Below are 17839 nucleotides of genomic sequence, written 5' to 3' on the forward strand. Positions count from 1 at the left end.
GTCTCGCTCAGTTCCAGGCGGCAAAAGGATCGGCCATGTTTTCCCAGGCCGTCGGGGTAAAACGGCTCGCAGACACAAGGCATGCGTCGAGTTCGGCGCGCAGCCGCACCTCATCCATGGGGTCGGCGCCGATGAAGACGATTTCCTGGCGGCGATCGCCCCATTCCTTGTCGAGATAGGGGGCCATGGCCTTGTGGAAACCCGGATCATCCGGCCAGTTCTGTTTCGGCACCGATGCCCACCAGCGGCCCATGCGGCTGGTGCGCACCAGTGGCCCTGCCTGACTGAGTTCGCCGACATAGTGCGGTCGTGTAGCCAGCCAGAAAAATCCCTTGGCGCGAATGACGTCCGGCCAGGACTGTTTGATAAAGGCCTGGAACCGGCCAGGATCGAAAGGTGCCCGGGCATGATAGACAAAGGAGCGAATACCGTATTCCTCTGTTTCCGGCACATGATCGCGAAAACCGTGCAATTCCTTGAACCACAGCGGATGCGTCTCTGCCTTGGCCAGATCGAACAGTCCGGTCCCGAGAATGTCCTTCGGCAGAACTTCGGCGAAATCGGTCTCGATCACGCGTGCATCGGCATTCAGTCCGGCAATGATCTTTCGCGCGGCGTCGAGTTGATCCGGGGTTGCTGTCCCGACCTTGTTGAGGATGATGACATCGGCAAACTCGATCTGCTCGACGAGCAGATCCACCAGGGTCCGGTTGTCGCCGTCACCTGCGGTCTCGCCCCTGTCGGCGAGGAAGTCGCTGGACGAATAGTCACGCACGAGATTGGCGGCATCGACCACAGTCACCATCGTGTCCAACTGGGCGATATCGGATAGACTGCGGTCGTTCTCGTCGCGGAAGTCGAATGTGGTGGCGATCGGCAGCGGTTCGGCAATCCCGGTTGCCTCGATCAGCAGGTGATCGAAACGTCCCTGTTCGGCCAGTGCCCGGACCTCGTTCAAAAGGTCGTCCCGCAGCGTGCAACAGATGCATCCATTGCTCATCTCGACGAGTTGCTCTTCGGTACGCGACAACGCCGCATTACCGCCGCGCACCAGCGCCGCATCGATGTTCACTTCGCTCATGTCGTTGACGATGACCGCCACGCGCAGGCCGTCGCGATTGGCCAGGACATGGTTGAGCAGGGTTGTCTTGCCGGCACCGAGAAAGCCGGACAGGACCGTGACGGGAAGCTTTTGCATATTTTGCTCCGATTAATGTAATAACATTACACATGATGATGTGAAAAAAGGCGGAACCTCAGCCCCGCCTTTGCCGACCTGGGAGGATCATCTTATTTCGACAGGCACTCTGCCATTGACGTTGCAAGATTGCGCATCAGTTGCGGATAGAGTTCGGGACCCTCGGTGAGTGCGCCGCCTTCCGGATCCAGCGTGCCGCTCTTGGCATCGGTGCCTTCGGTGACGACAGCGATCAGCTTGGATTCGAACTGCGGTTCGGCGAACACGCAACCGGCCTTCAGCTCAACGATCTTTGCACGGATCTGCGACAGACGCTCGGCGCCCGGCATGGTCTCCGGGCTCACTGTGACAGAGCCCGCAACCCGCACCTTGTAGCGCTTCTCGAAATACTGGTAGGCATCGTGGAAGACCACGAAAGGTTTGTCGGCGACGGGCGCCACAGTCGCGGCAATTTCGGCATCCAGCGCATCGATCTCGCTGTCCAGCGCCTTGGCATTCGCCGCATAGAGTGCCTTGTTGTCCGGATCGACCTCAATCAGGGTGCTGGCGATTTCTGCCGCCATTGCCTTGGCATTGGCCGGATCAAGCCACAGATGCATGTCGGTGCCGCCATGCTCCTCATGCTCTTCTGCGGCGTGTTTCTCCCCGGTATGTCCGGCTTCCTCTGCGTGGTCATGGCCTTCCTTGGCGTGATCGTGACCTTCTTCGGAATGCGCATGCTCATCGTGCTCGTGCTCGCCGTGATCATGGCCCTCGAAGGCACCGCCTTCACGGAAGGGCAGCTTCACCAGTCCCGGTGCGTCTTCGAGCTCAACGACTTTCGCCTTGGCGGGCAATGCTTCGAGGGGCTTTTCCAGAAAGGCTTCAACTCCATGACCTACCCAGAACACCACATCGGCATTCTCCAGGGCACGCGCATTCGACGGCTTGAGATTGTAGGTATGCGGAGAAGCTGCCCCCTCGACGATCAGCGTCGGTTCACCGACGCCTTTCATGATGGACGCAACAAGTGAGTGAACAGGTTTGATCGACACCACCACCTGCGGTGCGGCCATCGCCAGCGCCGGCGAAAACAGGAGGGCTGCAGTTGTACAAGCCAAGGCAATGCGGGTGCGTTTCATGCGGATGCTCCGATTGTATTCGTTATGTAATAATATTACATTGATTGCGTAATGCTATAACGTGTGGCATAGCTTCACGCAACAGCAAATTTCCGGGAATGTGATGTCCGCATTAGAAAATCATCAGGCATCGACGCTTGTTTCGCTCGACGGCGCCGGTGTCTATCGCAATGGCCGCTGGCTGGTCAGGGGCGTGGATTTTTCAGTTCGTGCCGGTGAGATCGTCACGTTGATCGGCCCGAACGGCTCGGGAAAGTCGACCAGCGCCAAGCTCGCCATCGGCGTTCTCCGTGCAGATGAGGGCAGGGTGGAGCGCAAGCCCGGCCTGCGCGTTGGTTATGTCCCGCAGAAGCTCGCGGTTGACTGGACCATGCCTTTGTCCGTGCGCCGGCTGATGACCCTGACCGGCCCACTGGCTGCGGCAGATATCGACGCAGCGCTGGATGCTGTCGGCATTGCCCATTTGGCCAAAGCAGAAGTGCAGCATCTCTCGGGCGGAGAGTTTCAGCGCGCGCTGCTGGCCCGCGCGATCGCCCGCAAGCCCGACATTCTGGTGCTTGATGAACCGGTCCAGGGCGTCGATTTTTCCGGTGAGATCGCGCTTTACGATCTGATCACCTCGATCCGCAATTCGACCGGCTGCGGCATTCTTCTGATTTCTCATGATCTACACGTGGTCATGGCCGCAACGGACACGGTCATATGCCTCAACGGTCATGTCTGCTGCCGCGGCACGCCGGCGGCTGTCAGCAGCAGCCCTGAATATATGCGGCTCTTCGGCGCCAGAGCGGGAGGCACCTTGGCGGTCTATAGCCACGATCATGATCATACACATCTGCCGGATGGCAGGGTGCTGCATGGCGACGGTTCGGTCACGGATCATTGCCATCCCGGCGACGGACATCATCACGGGCATGCAGATGAGGGACACGATCATCACGGTGACCATGACCATGTGCACGCGCATGAGCATGAGCATGAGCATGGGCCCGTGAAGGAAGACGGCAAGTCCGGCCATGAGGAGCACGCCCATGTTCGATGATTTTTTCATCCGCGCCATGTTGGCCGGCATCGGTCTGGCGCTGACCACGGGACCGCTCGGCTGCTTCGTGGTCTGGCGCCGCATGGCCTATTTCGGCGATACGATGGCGCATTCGGCTCTGCTCGGGGTGGCGCTGTCGCTGTTTTTCTCGCTGAACCTGATGCTCAGCGTTTTCGTAGTCGCAGCACTGGTGTCCTTGATCCTGATCGTGCTGCAAAAGCGCCAGGGCCTATCCGCCGATGCGCTGCTCGGCATCCTCAGCCACGCGACGCTTGCGATCGGCCTCGTCATGGTCGCTTTCATGACCTGGGTCCGCTTCGATCTGATCGCCTTTCTTTTTGGCGATATCCTGGCTGTCACGCCGACTGACGTCGCATTCGTCTGGATCGGCGGCGCGATCGTTGTCGCGATAATCGCCTATCTGTGGCGCCCGTTGTTGGCTGCTACAGTCAACGCGGAACTGGCCGAGGCCGAGGGGCTGCAGCCCGAACGGGCGCGGGTGATCTTCATGCTGCTGATGGCGCTGGTGATCGCGATCGCCATGAAGATTGTCGGTATCATGCTGATCACGTCGCTGTTGATCATACCGGCTGCAGCAGCCCGGCGTTTCGCGTCCACGCCGGAATGGATGGCCGTCATGGCTTCGGTGATCGGCGCGTTTGCCGTCATCATCGGCCTCTTTGGCTCCCTGACCTACGACACACCGTCTGGCCCGTCCATCGTCGTGGCCTCTCTGCTGCTTTTCCTGATCAGTCTCCTGCCCCGTCCCGGCGCCAGAGCGACAGATGCCAATTCGCGAGGATGACCATGGCCAAAACCGATCTGACCAAGAACCAGTCGCTGGTATTTGATGCTCTGTCGGCGTCCGATGGTCCCTTGTCGGCCTACACGCTGCTCGACCGCTTGCGCGATCACGGTTTCCGCGCCCCGCTGCAGGTCTATCGCGCACTCGAGAAACTGGTTGAATTCGGCATGGTGCATCGTCTGGAAAGCATCAATGCTTTCGTGGCCTGTGCCCATCCTCATGACGGCTGCTCCGGTCATGGCACGGTCGCCTTCGTGATCTGCCACAAATGCAGTCGCGTGAACGAATTCCACGATCACGCGATCGACCACCGCCTGGATGAGATCACAAGAGGCATGAAGTTCAAGGCGGAAAAAACCACGATCGAAATTCGCGGCCTGTGCGCGGAATGCGCCTGACGGCCAGACAGGCCTGGGGCCTAGATGAGCCTCAGGTCGCGCGCAAAGCGTTGCCAATTGCGCACATAATTTTCAGCAGAGCGCCGAAGCCCGGCGATGGCGGCCTCATCCAGCGTGCGGACAACCCGCGCGGGTGAACCGACAATCAGGCTGTTATCGGCGAATTCCTTGCCTTCGGTGACCAGTGCATTGGCACCCACCAGGCAATTGTTGCCAATCCGGGCACCGTTCAAGATCGTGGCACCCATCCCGATCAGCGAGTTGCTGCCTATCGTGCAGCCATGGATGATTGCATGATGCCCGATGGTGCAGCCTTCTCCGATACGGGCCGGAAAGCCGATGTCCGTGTGCACCATCGTGCCTTCCTGGATATTGCTGCCGGCGCCAATCATGATCGGGTCATTGTCGCCGCGAAGTACGGCCCCGAACCAGACGCCGACATCCTCACCCAAGGTCACGTCGCCGATGACATGCGCATCAGGCGCTACCCAGAAACGGCCGGGAGAGGGAAGGCGCGGCATACGGTCGCCAAGCGGGTAGATCGGCATGATGAGGCCTTTCGCTAATTAGCGCAGGCGCAGAATAATCGGAAATCGACCGCTTTGCGAGGCGACATGGAGATGGATCTTTGCCTCTGGCTGCGAATAGCGCCAAGCCCGCGCGCCATGGCACAGCAGCAAGCCGATGAGATCTTTCGTTTTTGACCGCTTCGGCTTGAAGCCAAGGTCCGCGAGCCCGAACGCGGCCTGATGCAGTGGATGCAGGCCGTGATTTGAAGCCAGTTCGCCCTGGTTATCCTGGTCGCCTGTGCGACCGAAGTGGGTTTCGTTCAACGCCATAGTCACTACCTCGTACACGATACAAATCGAGGATACCGGCGGGAGTGAGTTACTGGGCAGCTGCCCAGCAACCAATTCCCTGTTTCTTCAAAGCCTTGCATGCATTGACCGCTGTCTTTTGGTCATCAAAGCCGCCAAACCGGGCACGGTACAGCTGCTGCGATCCACCATTATAGGCAATCGTGAAGGGGGTGGCGGAACGCAATACCTTTCCGCCTTTTTCCTGCGCGTTGCGCAGAAGGGTCATGGCCATGTCCTTGTCGGGCGAGGTGCCGATCTGGACGACCCAGCCAGCGGAGGGGGCTGTCGATGCCGTGGTGGTCGTATCGATGCCCTGTGGCGTGGCGGCAGCTTCGGCAATGGATTGGGTCGGCGCTGCTGGTGCAATCGACGCACCACTGTCCGGCATATAGGCAGGGGCGGGCTGCGGAACAGGCACGACCTTTCCGGTTGCTTTCGCCTGAGGTGTCGTGGCGGTGACCAGGGCTGCGCTGGCGGCATTTCCGGCAGAAGGCGCGGCAAAAGCGGACTCGGACGCCGTTCCATACCGTGTTTCTGGCAAAGGTCCGGTGGACGGCAGACTTGGAGCCGATGTCGCGAGCGACGCTGTGGCAGACGCGCCCGGCGCAACGGAAGTGTTGGTCTCGGCAATCAGATTGCTGTTGCCGCGGGATCCTGATGCTTTCGGCAGATAGGCAGCAACCAGTTTGCGCATCGTTGCATCACGGCTGGCGCCGGATTTGCCGCCGAGGACGACGGCCACGATCGAGCGTCCGTCAGCTTCGGCTGACGTTGCCAGGTTGAAGCCGGCAGCGCGCGTATAGCCGGTCTTGATACCGTCGACGCCGCGCACATTGCCGAGCAGGCGATTGTGATTGCCGATCACCTGCTTGCCAAACTTGAAGCTGCGGGTCGAAAAGTATCCGTAATACTGTGGAAAGTGCTGGCGAAGGGCGATGCCGAGGCGCGCCTGATCGCGTGCCGTCGTCATCTGTGCCGTATTCGGCAACCCATGGGCATTGCGATAGGTCGTCTTGGTCATGCCGAGGTTGCGTGCCTTGGCGGTCATCATCTGGCCGAAGCGCTGTTCCGAACCACCGAGAAATTCGCCCAGTGCCGTCGCGACGTCATTGGCAGACCGGGTGACCAGCGCCTGAATGGCCTGCTCAACCGTGAGACTGCGACCCGCACCGACACCGAGTTTTGACGGTGGCTCCGCAGCGGCGTTTTTGGACATCGGCACCTTTGTGCTCAGCGATATCCGGCCGGCTTCAAGGGCCTCGAAAACCATGTAAAGGGTCATCATCTTGGTCAGCGATGCAGGATAGCGCAGACTGTCGGCGTCCTCGCTGTAAAGCACTTTGCCCGACTTGGCATCGATGACCACGCCCGCATATTTCGGCGCCGCTTGCGCGACGGAGACGCTGAAGCTCGTCATCATCACAAGCGTCAGGGCGGCAACTGCCAGCCTACGAATACGAGAGGCGAAATAGAGGTTTCCGTTAAATTTATGCACCACGAGACTCTTCAAGCTATGACCGTTGCGGACCGGACGCTCCCCCATCGCGACCACTTCCGGACAGGGTAGGGACTTAGCCTTACCAAGAGGTTTATGATGAACCTTTAGTTGACGGGTTCGGTCGCATTTTATGCGAGGTCTCGTTCGGCAATGGTGTTGCCCGCGTGCTGACATAGCTGCGAACGGCTTGATCGATGGCAGCCCAGTCACCCAGCATGCGGCTTGAAAATCGATACAGTACGGTCAGATCTTCGCCGACATGGATATCCCGCTGGCAGTCGCCATCGGTCACTTGCGCAGCATCCGCTGGCAGCAGGCAGCGCACGGCATAATCGTCACCGTCTGCGTGACTGGCGGTGAGAAGCGCCTCGCCGTCATATCCCGTCCCGGGCTCGAAACGCCGCATACTGAGCCCGCCTGGACCCCGTTCCGCGGTGGAACTGAGGAGATGCGCGTAAATGGGGTCGACACGACCCGACATGTCGCGAGACATCGTACTTTGGGAAATCTGTAGGAAAATCAGGGACTGCTCCTGGCTGAGGTCGTCGAAACGTCGCCGCAGGCCCTGCTCGTAGCCGGTCATTTCCGGCCAGAGAAGATAGAGGTCGACTTGTTCGGCAGGGCCACCGATGCGCTGCTGCTCGAACCGGATCGCATTGGCGGGAAGCGCCAGTCGGTCTCGGCCGATCGTTATGGTGACGATTTCGCGACTTTCACTGTGGCCGCCAAGGGACAGCCGTTCGCCGTAGATGCGCCCCGCATAACTGATGGCGAGCGAGGCAAGCGCAAGCAACAGCACAAGACCGGCAGCAACGAGCAGAAGTCGGGTCGAGATCAGCGGCGCGTGGTCGGATGCGCCGGTTTCGGCTGTTTCGCTCTGCATAGCAGACCTCGTCTTCGGCGGCTCACGACACGGGTGAAGGCGCCGATTCTGCACAGGGATGTGCAGAGGTTCTGCGATTGTGGTTAATGTTCTGTAAATATCGTCTGGCGTCGCGGGATATGAAAGAAGAGCCGGTCCCGGTTGGACGGGACCGGCTCAGTGGCTCCGGTCAGGGGACGGGTATGCGGGGGACAGACCGGGCCAAACTTTTCAATGGATGGAGTCTGCTAATTGGACGAGACACTGCCGACAACGCTGGCGCGGCCGTCCTGAAGCTTGACCCAGCGGGCAGGGTCTTCGGACGATTGGCGCTTCAGGTACGTGTATTCGGTGTCTGACCAGAGCAGGACCTTGTTGCGCATGTTGTCCAGCACGAAATCGCCATGGTCGGTGCGAACTGTCAGGACGGCGTGCCCTTCGCCATTCGGTTGAAGCACGACGGTCAGAAGTAGGTCGGATGCGTCGACCCCTTTGTCCATCAGCATCTTGCGCTTCAAAAGCGCATAGTCTTCGCAGTCGCCGACCGTGCGCGGATAGGCCCAGCGCTCTTCAACGCCGTAGATCTCCATGTCGGTCAGGGGTGTGATCTGACTGTTCGCGGTATAATTGATCTCAAGGATCTCTTTCCAAAGCGGCTCTGTCAGGGCCATCGGGCCTCTGTCACTGCCGGTCTTCGAGCACTCTCCGCTGTAGGTCTTGCAGAATTCGTAGTGGCCGATCGGCGGATTGGCTTTGCCGATGACGCGCATGTTCGCCGATGTGGCCGCAGCCGGAATTGCCAGGCAGCCGACGATCGCGGCGGTCAGAAGTCCAATACCCAGATTTTTCTTTGTTGTCATTGGTTGTCTCCCCGTATTGGAGGCAACATGACATCGAGAATTTGATCTCTCGCGAAATTCTGCAGTACAAATCGAAGCAAAGTTGATGATAAGACGATTTTATATTTAGGTGTATTTGATTATAATTTGAGTATTGTTTGAATAAAACAAGAATAAAGTTTTCGTCAAATTTGAACGATCTGCCTTTTGTCGATGGTCGGCAATTCGGGGGCTGTGCTGATAACAATCTGAAATTATTGTATTTATCAGGATTAGCTTGTCGGTCTTCCAGGTGTGATCTGTTGGCGACCCCATGTCGCGCCTGGGTCTCATCGCGTTATGTCATCAGTGCCGATCGCGTTTGAGGTGCATTCGGGCGACGAGAGCGAAGCAATGTTCTATTTTGGCGCACAAAATTATTTTTTAGGCCGGGCGAAATATTTGCAACGGTGTCGTGGTCGAGCGCCTTGCGGAGTGGATCGGCCGGATCATGCGCAAAACGCAAATCGGCACCAGCGGATGGACCACTGGTGCCGACGAAAGCGATAACGGAATTAAATCAGAGAAATTCGGTAAGGGCTTCGCGCGACTGTAGTGTCAAGAACTCGATCGCCACGCCCTCTGCGAAATGGCGAACCACGCGCCCGCGCATATTGCCAAGCCGAACCGCCGTGCCGAGCGGCGGACGGATGTCGATATCGACGGCGGCCCCCGAGAGCGAAAGGTCCATGAGGCGGCAGGGATAGCGCATGCCGTCCTCAAGCGTCAGTTCCGTCCGCGTGTTGCGCGGTGTCAGGCGATCGTGGCGACGATCTTCCGGCAGGCCGAGTTCATGTTTGTTGGCAATCCATGTCAACTGGGCCGCGAGTTTTTCGCGCTTGCGCACAGTTGCATTGATCGAGATGACAAATCCGTCCTCGGTCAGCTTGACCACCGTGCCTTCGATGCGGCCGAGATGGTCGATATAGGCAATGATGCGCTCGTTCGGCCGTGGTCTTCCGGCGCAGGCAAAACGCACGTCGCCCGGCGACATGTCGATCACCTTGCATACATATTCTTCGTAGTCGGCCATCATCAGGCGGCCCTGCAGGCTGACGGCGACGCGCTGGAAGGCGCGCTGCTGTCCCGGCGAAGCGATCCTGTTGCTCTGGCTGGTCTGCGATGAATACATCATGGGCGATCTGTCTATTTCGCGGTTACGAAATGATTATCGGCAAGCTGTTAACATAACGTTTGCTGTGCGCTTCGGTTTTGTTCCGTCCGTTGGCGCGGGAGCGCCAGCCGTTAAGGTTAAGAATCGGTTGAGATTGCGGCTGCCGGGCGGCTGTGGCAGAAAACAGCCATCACTTCTCGAAGGCGCGCCTTCGGCACCAACTCAAGGATGCGCGGAAGTTCCGCAGCTTGCCTAAGCCACTCGGTTTCTCCGGGTGGCTTTTTTTTGACCGCCGTCTGGGCTAACAGGAAGGTCATACATGCGGCAAGGATCAGCAGATGCAGGACAGTTCAAGGCCGCCCGAAGAGCCAGAAATCGAGCCGGCGCGTAGCACGCATCGGCCGGACAATCCTCCGATCTTCAATCTGCCAGGCGGCGTGCTATTGGCGCTTGCGTTGCTGGCTGGGATCTACGCCTTGCAGGCCCTGGTCCTGAATGATGCGAGCAATGCCTGGCTCACGTTCGAATTTGCCTTCTCGCCTCTGCGCTACGTCTATCCACTTTCCGATCAGACATTGGCCTGGCTCTGGACGCCGGTCACCTATTCTCTGCTTCACGGCAGCTTTGAGCATCTGGCTTTCAATGGGCTGTGGTTGGCAGCGTTCGGCACGCCGGTCTATCGCCGCATTGGTCCCATTCGCTTTCTGGTCTTCTGGCTCATTTCTTCGGTGGCGGGCGCTGGCCTGCATGCCGCCGTCAACTGGGGCGAGCCTTCCCTTATGGTCGGGGCGTCCGGCGTAATCTCGGCGCTGATGGGGGCGGCCTGCCGGTTCGCCTTCGGTGGGCGCCAGCGCGGCTATCTGGAAGCCTTCGGCATCGAACCGCCGCTGCTCTCGGTTCCGGCTGCACTGGCAGACCGCACGGTTCGGGTCTTCATCATCGTCTGGTTTCTGGGAAACGTGGCCGTCGCCTTCGGCCTGCCGCTCTTTGGTGATTATGCCGGAATGATTGCCTGGGATGCGCATATCGGCGGTTTCCTGTTCGGTTTCCTCTGCTTCCAGTTTTTTGATCCCCACAGCCGATCGGCACGAAGCCACTAGGGCTATCCACATATTGCATTCCTCTTGAATAACATGCACCTTCAATGGGTCGCCGCCGTGCAGGGACGGTGGTGATCAGGACGTGATGAAATGCTAGGAGGAAAGCATGACAGCATCTGCCAGAAGCATACTCGAACAGAAGGGCCGTGACGTCGTAACAGTCGGTCCGAGCGTCACACTGGGTGAAGCCGCCCATATCCTGGAAGAAAACAAGATCGGTGCGGTCGTGGTTGTCGGCATGGAGAATCGCATCGTCGGCATTTTCACCGAACGCGATGTCGTGCGTGCGATCGGTCAGAACGGGCGTGATGCCTTTGACCAGCAGATTTCAACCTTGATGACCGCGAACGTCTATCGTTGCCGCGAGGACACGAGCGTCAACGAGCTGATGGAGATGATGTCGGCCCGTCGTTTTCGCCACGTTCCGGTTGAGGACAATGGCAAATTGTCAGGGATTATATCGATCGGTGACGTGGTGAAGTCTCGCATTCGCGAGATCGAGACCGAGGCCGAACAGATCAAGGCCTATATCGCCGGATAATGCCCATGCAAACCTGTGCCGGATGAAACCTGTGCCGGATGATTGTGCGCTCTTGCGCAAATGCCGGAAGGTGAGACCGTTTCCCGCTGTTCCGATCCACCGGGTTAGCGGGAGACCGCCTCTTGCATGCGTCGAATTTCGGTGATCCGGGACTTGGCTTCCGCATAACCGCGCTCGATAGCTTCGCCGGCCCGGTGGAATTCAGACAGTCCGATATCGTTGACGCGAGGATGCAGCGCAAGGTCCGGCGGGTCGCCGGCAAGCCGCGCGCGCGAGATCCGGTCTTGTATGATGTTGAAAGCCTGGACCATGACCCCTGTCAGGCCCATGCGGTTCGGATCTCGAGGGAGTTCGGTGGTTGTCTCCACCAATTCGCCTGCACGATGCTTGACGACGGCCGATCGGCCGAACAGGTCGTAGTTGAGGTTCACCGCCATGACGATCGGTTGCTCGAGCGCCCGGCACACCGAAACCGGCACCGGATTCACCAGCGCGCCATCGATCAGCGTGCGATTGTTGCAGCGTACCGGCTCGAAGATGCCGGGCAGGGCATAGGATGCCCGCAATGCGGTGATCAGGTGCCCGCCGTCGATCCACACTTCGTGACCGCTGTTGAGTTCCGACGCCACCGCCACGAAAGGCTTGGGCAGATCCTCGATCATCAAGCCTTGCAGATGCTCCTGCATCCGCTTGGTCAGGCGCATGCCGCCAAGCAGACCGCCGCCGCCGATTGTCAGATCGAGCAGGGAGGCAATGCGGCGCATGGTCAGCGAACGGGCGAAAACTTCAAGCTCGTCAAGCTTGCCAGCGAGATAGCAACCGCCGACCAGCGCGCCGATCGACGTGCCGGCGATCATCCCAACTTCGATGCCTTCCTCGTCAAGCGCACGCAAGACGCCGATATGGGCCCACCCGCGCGCAGCACCGCCACCAAGCGCCAAGGCAACCTTGGGCTTCTTGGGTGGTTGGGGTTGGGTGGGAAGACCTGATCCCAGGCCACTCGCTTCCCCGACCGAAGGCGCTTCGCGCCCGGCTCCGCTGGATCTCAAACTCCAGTTCAGCATCTCCGTATTCCTCACAAGCTGAACACTCCGGCTCGTATTAGGACACTCTATGCTTACGATTTCGTTTAGTTCAAGGTGACCGGACTAAGCCTTGTAGACAGAATCCGGATCAAAGTGCCGGTGATCGTCGGCGATCGTCAGCGTAGGCGCTCCATCGACGATCAGTGCCTGCCGATAGAAGCAGGAACGTCGCCCGGTGTGGCATGTGGCGTCGTGGCCTGCGACCTCAACCTTCAGCCAGAGTGCATCCTGGTCGCAATCGACGCGGATTTCCTTGACCGACTGCAGATTTCCCGAACTTTCGCCCTTTTTCCAGATCTTGCCCCGAGAGCGGCTGTAATAATGGCCGATCCCCGTCTCAAGCGTCAGCGCGATCGCCTCGGCATTCATGTGTGCGACCATCAACAGGACGCCGTCGCGCGCATCGGTGACAACGGCTGTCACCAATCCATGGGCATCGAATTTCGGAGTGAAAGCCACTCCCTCCTCAAGAACTGACTTGTCGGAGGAGGGCGCGGCGAAGGCGAAGTTGGTCATCGGCGGGTGAAACCTTCAGAGGCTCACCGGCTCCGCACCATGGACATGAAGCGTGCCTGCTCGGCAGCATTGTCCTTGAAGACGCCGGTGAAGGTTGTGGTCAGCGTCGTGGAGCCGGATTTCTGCACGCCCCGCATCGCCATGCACATATGCTCGGCCTCGATGAAAACCGCAACCCCGCGCGGCATCAGCGTATCATCGATGGCATGAGCGACCTGCGCCGTCATGTTTTCCTGCGTCTGCAGGCGGTGGGCAAAGACGTCTACGACGCGGGCGATCTTCGACAGGCCGAGCACGCGGCCCTTCGGCAGGTAGGCGACATGCGCCTTGCCCATGACCGGAAGCATGTGATGTTCGCAATGGGAGAAGAACGGAATATCGCGCACCAGCACCATGTCTTCATATCCGCCGACCTCTTCGAACGTGCGTCCCAGCACTTCCTCGATATCGGCGTCATAACCTGAAAAAAGCTCACCATAGGCTTTTGCCACACGTGCCGGCGTGTCCAGCAATCCCTCGCGGTTCGGATCGTCGCCAGCCCACAACAACAGTGTGCGAACCGCCTGTTCGGCTTCCTCGCGCGTCGGGCGCGGTGATTCCGTGGTCAGCTTCTTGACGATGGCATCCATGCCTTTGATCTCCCGGTCCTGACTGTCGCAGACCGCCTGTTTTGCTTTTTCAGATTGTAAATGCGCAATGCGGCTCATATTGCAAGTCCGTTCTGGAAATTATCGTCTGCGACACATCAGCCCCGGCACTCACCCTTGTAACATTTGGCACCGCGACACACATGCAATATAGTTTCAACTCTGCCCCTGAAAAGGGAATGGATTGCGCCAAGCTGTAGAGAGTTGGCGGAAGCCTGATAGAAAACTCACGGCCGCTTATAAGACGTGTACGCTGGCATGGATGGACAATGGACGACATCTACAACACCAAAATCCTCGAGTTTGCCGGCAATATCAGCCATGTCGGCGTGTTGACGGATGCGCAGGCGACCGCCGAGAAACACTCGAAGCTTTGCGGATCCCGTGTGCGTGTCCATCTGTCGCTGGACAACGGCGCGGTTAGCGCTTTTTCCCATGAGGTCAAAGCCTGCGCACTCGGCCAGGCTTCATCCGGGATCATGGCACGACATGTCATCGGCGCGACGGCAGAGGAAATCCGCCAGGCTCGTATCGATATGCTGGCCATGCTCAAGGACGGCGGCGAGGGTCCGGGCGGTCGTTTCGAAGACATGCGTTTTCTCAAGCCGGTCCGCGACTATAAGGCGCGCCATGCCTCGACCATGTTGACCTTTGATGCCGTTGTCGACTGTCTCGATCAAATCGAGCGCGCAGCCTTGCCAGCGCAGGCGAGTTGACCATGTGCGACAGTCCTGATTGTGGCCATCGGCCGCCGGATGGACCATCGTCCAAGGGTCGCAACTGGTCCGGACCGTTCCGCAAGACGCCGGGTCGGCTTTTCGGTGTGGCAATAATCCGGACATACCAGATCAGCCTTTCCAGCCTGATCGGCAGTTCCTGCCGCCACATGCCGACCTGCTCCGAATATGGTTATGAGGCGATTGCTCGGCATGGGTTTTGGAATGGCGGCTGGCTGACACTGTTTCGCGTATCCCGTTGTGGACCGGGTGGCACCTGGGGTGTGGACCCCGTGCCGGAAACAATGCCGCCATTCGTTCGCTGGTACGCACCCTGGACCTATTGGCCCATCGGCCGCCAGAGCCACGGCTGAGGCCGGCGCGCGCAGCAAATTCCTTTACTCAAATCGCCTTTCGGCTTATCAAACCGGCGTTCATTGGCCGGGCAAATCACCCGGCATCTTTCACCACCCGCATTCGTTGGCGGGACTGGATAAGGAGACTACCATGTCTGATACCGTTTCCCTGAAATTCCCCGATGGTTCCGTCCGCGAATATGCCGCTGGCACGACCGGCCGCGAGGTCGCCGAAGCCATTTCCAAGTCGCTTGCAAAGAAGGCTGTCGCGATAACGCTGGACGGCACCTTGCGCGACCTGTCCGATCCGGTCGTCGATGGCCTGATCGAAATCGTCACCCGCACCGATCCCCGCGCTCTCGAGTTGATCCGTCATGACGCCGCTCACGTTATGGCCGAGGCCGTGCAGGAGCTGTGGCCCGGTACCCAGGTGACCATCGGCCCGGTCATCGAGAACGGCTTCTATTACGATTTCGCCAAGAACGAACCCTTCACGCCGGAAGATCTGCCGAAGATCGAAAAGCGGATGAAGGAGATCATCCAGCGCAACAAGCCTTTCACCAAGGAGATCTGGCCGCGCAACAAGGCCAAGGAAGTTTTTGCCGCCAAAAGTGAGGCCTACAAGGTCGAACTGGTTGACGCGATCCCGGAAGACCAGGATCTGAAGATCTATTATCAGGGCGACTGGTTCGATCTCTGCCGCGGCCCGCATATGGCCTCCACCGGCCAGATCGGCATGGCCTTCAAGCTGATGAAGGTCGCCGGTGCCTATTGGCGCGGCGACAGCAACAATCCGATGCTGACCCGCATCTACGGCACGGCCTTCGCCGAACAGGAGCAGCTCGACAACTACCTGCACATTCTCGCCGAAGCCGAAAAGCGCGATCATCGCAAGCTTGGTCGCGAAATGGACCTGTTCCATTTCCAGGAAGAGGGACCGGGCGTTGTGTTCTGGCATGGCAAGGGCTGGCGCATGTTCCAGACCCTGACCTCCTATATGCGCCGTCGTCTTGAAGGCACCTACCAGGAGGTCAACGCACCGCAGATCCTCGACAAGTCTCTCTGGGAAACCTCAGGTCACTGGGGCTGGTACCAGGAGAACATGTTTGCCGTAAAATCGGCTCATGCCTTCACCCATCCCGACGACAAGGAAGCCGATCAGAAGATCTTCGCGCTGAAGCCGATGAACTGCCCGGGTCATGTTCAGATCTTCAAGCATGGCCTGAAGTCCTATCGCGAGTTGCCCGTGCGGCTCGCCGAATTCGGCAACGTTCACCGCTATGAGGCTTCCGGCGCGCTGCACGGTCTGATGCGTGTGCGTGGCTTCACCCAGGACGATGCCCATGTCTTCTGCACGGAAGAGCAGATGGCGGCCGAATGCCTGCGCATCAACGACCTGATTCTGTCTGTCTACGAGGACTTCGGGTTCCAGGAAGTGGTGGTGAAGTTGTCAACCCGCCCGGACAAGCGCGTCGGCTCGGACGAGCTCTGGGATCGCGCCGAAAGCGTGATGATGGATGTTCTGAAAACCATCGAAGAACAGTCGGGTGGCCGAATCAAGACCGGGATCATGCCGGGCGAGGGCGCTTTCTACGGTCCGAAGTTCGAATATACGCTGCGTGATGCCATCGGCCGCGAATGGCAGTGCGGCACGACCCAGGTCGACTTCAATCTGCCGGAACGTTTTGGTGCCTTCTACATCGACGACAAGTCGGAAAAGAAGCAGCCGGTGATGATCCACCGCGCCATCTGCGGTTCGATGGAGCGTTTCCTCGGTATCCTGATCGAAAACTTCGCCGGTCACATGCCGCTGTGGTTTGCACCGCTGCAGGTCGTGGTCGCGACCATCACTTCGGATGCCGACGACTACGGTCGTGAAGTGGCCGAACAGCTGCGCGATGCCGGTCTCCAGGTCGAGACCGATTTCCGCAACGAGAAGATCAACTACAAGGTCCGCGAGCATTCGGTGACCAAGGTTCCGGTGATCATCGTCTGCGGCAAGCGCGAGGCGGAAGAGCAGACGGTCAACATTCGCCGCCTCGGCTCGCAGGAGCAGGTTTCCATGAGCCTGGCCGAAGCCGTGGCAGTGCTTGCCGGCGAGGCAACGCCACCAGACGTGAAGCGCAAGCTTGCGGCGCGGGCAGCGCGTTGACATGACAAACTCTGACAGGGCCGGGACAAGTCCGACCCTGTCAGAATTCCGTCATCGAAATGCTATATGCCGACAGTTCATATAGTCAGGTGGTCGATTGGGGTGGCCAGTGCAGTTCAAAGAACTCTCTTATGCCAATGAACGCGACCCGCGCCTGAAGCGCTGGTTTATCCGATCGATCGAAGGTCTTTCCGGACGCGATCGTTACACCCGCCTGTATGATATCTGGCGCAATGATATTGTCGGCAAGACCGATCGTGTCTTCGGCAAGATGCTGGATCTGATCAATGTCGAGATGAAGGTGCAGGGCGAATGGCCGCCGGCGCATATTCCTGAAGGCCCGATCGTGATCGTCGCCAACCATCCCTTCGGCATCGGCGACGGCATCGCTGTGCTGGCACTTGCCGAACAGCTCGGCCGTCCATTCCGCGTGCTGATCAATGATGAACTGCTGAAAGTGCCGGAAATGGCGCCGTATTCGCTGCCGGTCTCTTTTGAGGAAACCAAGGAAGCTTTGGCCATCAACATGCAGACCCGCCATGAAGCCGTGCGGCTTTTGAAGGAAGGCGTGACTGTCGTGATTTTTCCGGCCGGTGGCGTGGCCACGGCGAAGAAGGGCTTCGGCAAAGCAGAAGACCTCCCATGGAAGATCTTTCCAGCCAAATTGATCCAGGCCGCCAAGGCCAATGTCGTCCCGGTCTTTTTCGAAGGGCAGAACGGCCGTCTTTTCCATCTGGCCAGCAAGCTCTCTTTGACCCTTCGCGTTTCGCTCTTGATTCGCGAATTTCGCCGCCTGTCCGGCTCGACGATCAGGGCGCGGGTGGGACGGATGATGCCATGGGAAGAATTGAGTGCGTCGCCGGATCGCAAGGATTTGTTGTCGAAGCTTTTTGGTGCTGTCTTCAGCATGGCACCGGCGCCGCGACGGGCATTTCGCAAGGCAGGCTAGC

20 protein-coding genes are annotated in these 17839 nt (G+C 59.0%); 9 read left to right on the forward strand and 11 right to left on the reverse strand.

Translation table 11 applies throughout. The features are described from left to right. Nucleotides 1–7 precede the first annotated feature (7 nt). Nucleotides 8–1198 (reverse strand): GTP-binding protein, encoded by a 1191-nt coding sequence (locus tag LQ231_RS11405; RefSeq protein WP_230171395.1) that lies wholly within the window; start codon nt 1196–1198, stop codon nt 8–10. 92 nt (nt 1199–1290) lie between these two features. Beyond that, nucleotides 1291–2319 carry a zinc ABC transporter substrate-binding protein ZnuA gene (znuA, locus tag LQ231_RS11410; RefSeq protein ID WP_230171396.1) on the reverse strand — a complete coding sequence of 343 codons (1029 nt, stop codon included), beginning with the start codon at nt 2317–2319 and terminating at the stop codon, nt 1291–1293. A gap of 103 nt (nt 2320–2422) precedes the next feature. On the opposite strand from znuA, the gene znuC reads away from it, so the two are divergent. Genes znuC through LQ231_RS11425 form a run of 3 tightly spaced genes read left to right on the forward strand, consistent with a single transcriptional unit; the run spans nt 2423 to nt 4564 of the window. Further along, on the forward strand, nt 2423–3361 hold the full coding sequence (gene znuC, locus LQ231_RS11415) for a zinc ABC transporter ATP-binding protein ZnuC (RefSeq protein WP_230171397.1): 939 nt from the start codon (nt 2423–2425) through the stop codon (nt 3359–3361). Continuing rightward, nucleotides 3351–4166, forward strand: coding sequence for an iron chelate uptake ABC transporter family permease subunit (locus LQ231_RS11420; RefSeq protein ID WP_230171398.1), 816 nt, complete (start codon nt 3351–3353; stop codon nt 4164–4166). Before znuC ends, LQ231_RS11420 begins: the two co-directional genes overlap by 11 nt. A 2-nt stretch (nt 4167–4168) precedes the next feature. Further along, complete coding sequence (locus tag LQ231_RS11425; protein WP_230171399.1) at nt 4169–4564, forward strand: Fur family transcriptional regulator; 396 nt, start codon at nt 4169–4171, stop codon at nt 4562–4564. A gap of 20 nt (nt 4565–4584) precedes the next feature. Here the strand turns inward: LQ231_RS11425 and LQ231_RS11430 are convergent, their stop codons facing one another. The 6 genes from LQ231_RS11430 to LQ231_RS11455 form a co-directional block, all read right to left on the reverse strand. After that, nucleotides 4585–5112 carry a gamma carbonic anhydrase family protein gene (locus tag LQ231_RS11430; RefSeq protein ID WP_230171400.1) on the reverse strand — a complete coding sequence of 176 codons (528 nt, stop codon included), beginning with the start codon at nt 5110–5112 and terminating at the stop codon, nt 4585–4587. 18 nt (nt 5113–5130) lie between these two features. Beyond that, nucleotides 5131–5403 (reverse strand): hypothetical protein, encoded by a 273-nt coding sequence (locus LQ231_RS11435; RefSeq protein WP_230171401.1) that lies wholly within the window; start codon nt 5401–5403, stop codon nt 5131–5133. A gap of 49 nt (nt 5404–5452) precedes the next feature. Next, complete coding sequence (locus tag LQ231_RS11440; protein ID WP_230173319.1) at nt 5453–6844, reverse strand: D-alanyl-D-alanine carboxypeptidase; 1392 nt, start codon at nt 6842–6844, stop codon at nt 5453–5455. Nucleotides 6845–7013: 169 nt separating this feature from the next. Then, nucleotides 7014–7805, reverse strand: a complete 792-nt coding sequence (locus tag LQ231_RS11445) for a hypothetical protein (protein ID WP_230171402.1) — start codon at nt 7803–7805, stop codon at nt 7014–7016. A 227-nt stretch (nt 7806–8032) separates the two neighbouring features. Further along, nucleotides 8033–8644 (reverse strand): transglutaminase-like cysteine peptidase, encoded by a 612-nt coding sequence (locus tag LQ231_RS11450; protein WP_113141276.1) that lies wholly within the window; start codon nt 8642–8644, stop codon nt 8033–8035. 538 nt (nt 8645–9182) lie between these two features. Next, nucleotides 9183–9794, reverse strand: a complete 612-nt coding sequence (locus tag LQ231_RS11455) for a PilZ domain-containing protein (RefSeq protein WP_113141277.1) — start codon at nt 9792–9794, stop codon at nt 9183–9185. A gap of 320 nt (nt 9795–10114) precedes the next feature. Here LQ231_RS11455 and LQ231_RS11460 point away from each other — a divergent pair, with 320 nt between their 5' ends. After that, nucleotides 10115–10876, forward strand: coding sequence for a rhomboid family intramembrane serine protease (locus tag LQ231_RS11460; RefSeq protein ID WP_230171403.1), 762 nt, complete (start codon nt 10115–10117; stop codon nt 10874–10876). Between the two features lie 106 nt (nt 10877–10982). Next, a complete protein-coding gene (locus LQ231_RS11465) occupies nt 10983–11417 on the forward strand; it encodes a CBS domain-containing protein (RefSeq protein WP_113141279.1) in 435 nt (144 codons plus the stop codon). Nucleotides 11418–11521: 104 nt separating this feature from the next. Here the strand turns inward: LQ231_RS11465 and LQ231_RS11470 are convergent, their stop codons facing one another. From LQ231_RS11470 to folE, 3 genes are all read right to left on the reverse strand, one after another. Next, nucleotides 11522–12481 (reverse strand): patatin-like phospholipase family protein, encoded by a 960-nt coding sequence (locus tag LQ231_RS11470; protein WP_113141280.1) that lies wholly within the window; start codon nt 12479–12481, stop codon nt 11522–11524. Nucleotides 12482–12565: 84 nt separating this feature from the next. Then, nucleotides 12566–13018 carry a phosphoribosyl-AMP cyclohydrolase gene (gene hisI, locus LQ231_RS11475; protein ID WP_230171404.1) on the reverse strand — a complete coding sequence of 151 codons (453 nt, stop codon included), beginning with the start codon at nt 13016–13018 and terminating at the stop codon, nt 12566–12568. Between the two features lie 23 nt (nt 13019–13041). Next, nucleotides 13042–13647 (reverse strand): GTP cyclohydrolase I FolE, encoded by a 606-nt coding sequence (gene folE, locus LQ231_RS11480; RefSeq protein ID WP_113141398.1) that lies wholly within the window; start codon nt 13645–13647, stop codon nt 13042–13044. 287 nt (nt 13648–13934) lie between these two features. Here folE and LQ231_RS11485 point away from each other — a divergent pair, with 287 nt between their 5' ends. The 4 genes from LQ231_RS11485 (at nt 13935) to LQ231_RS11500 (ending at nt 17838) form a co-directional block, all read left to right on the forward strand. After that, on the forward strand, nt 13935–14381 hold the full coding sequence (locus LQ231_RS11485) for an iron-sulfur cluster assembly scaffold protein (protein ID WP_113141282.1): 447 nt from the start codon (nt 13935–13937) through the stop codon (nt 14379–14381). A gap of 2 nt (nt 14382–14383) precedes the next feature. Continuing rightward, nucleotides 14384–14755: a membrane protein insertion efficiency factor YidD gene (gene yidD, locus LQ231_RS11490; RefSeq protein WP_230171405.1), complete on the forward strand. Its 372-nt coding sequence runs from the start codon at nt 14384–14386 to the stop codon at nt 14753–14755. Nucleotides 14756–14888: 133 nt separating this feature from the next. Then, nucleotides 14889–16889 (forward strand): threonine--tRNA ligase, encoded by a 2001-nt coding sequence (thrS, locus tag LQ231_RS11495; RefSeq protein WP_230171406.1) that lies wholly within the window; start codon nt 14889–14891, stop codon nt 16887–16889. A gap of 109 nt (nt 16890–16998) precedes the next feature. Next, on the forward strand, nt 16999–17838 hold the full coding sequence (locus LQ231_RS11500) for a lysophospholipid acyltransferase family protein (protein WP_230171407.1): 840 nt from the start codon (nt 16999–17001) through the stop codon (nt 17836–17838). Nucleotide 17839 lies beyond the last annotated feature (1 nt).

It is taken from the genome of Rhizobium sp. CECT 9324 (genome assembly GCF_918741265.1).
Lineage (GTDB): Bacteria > Pseudomonadota > Alphaproteobacteria > Rhizobiales > Rhizobiaceae > Allorhizobium.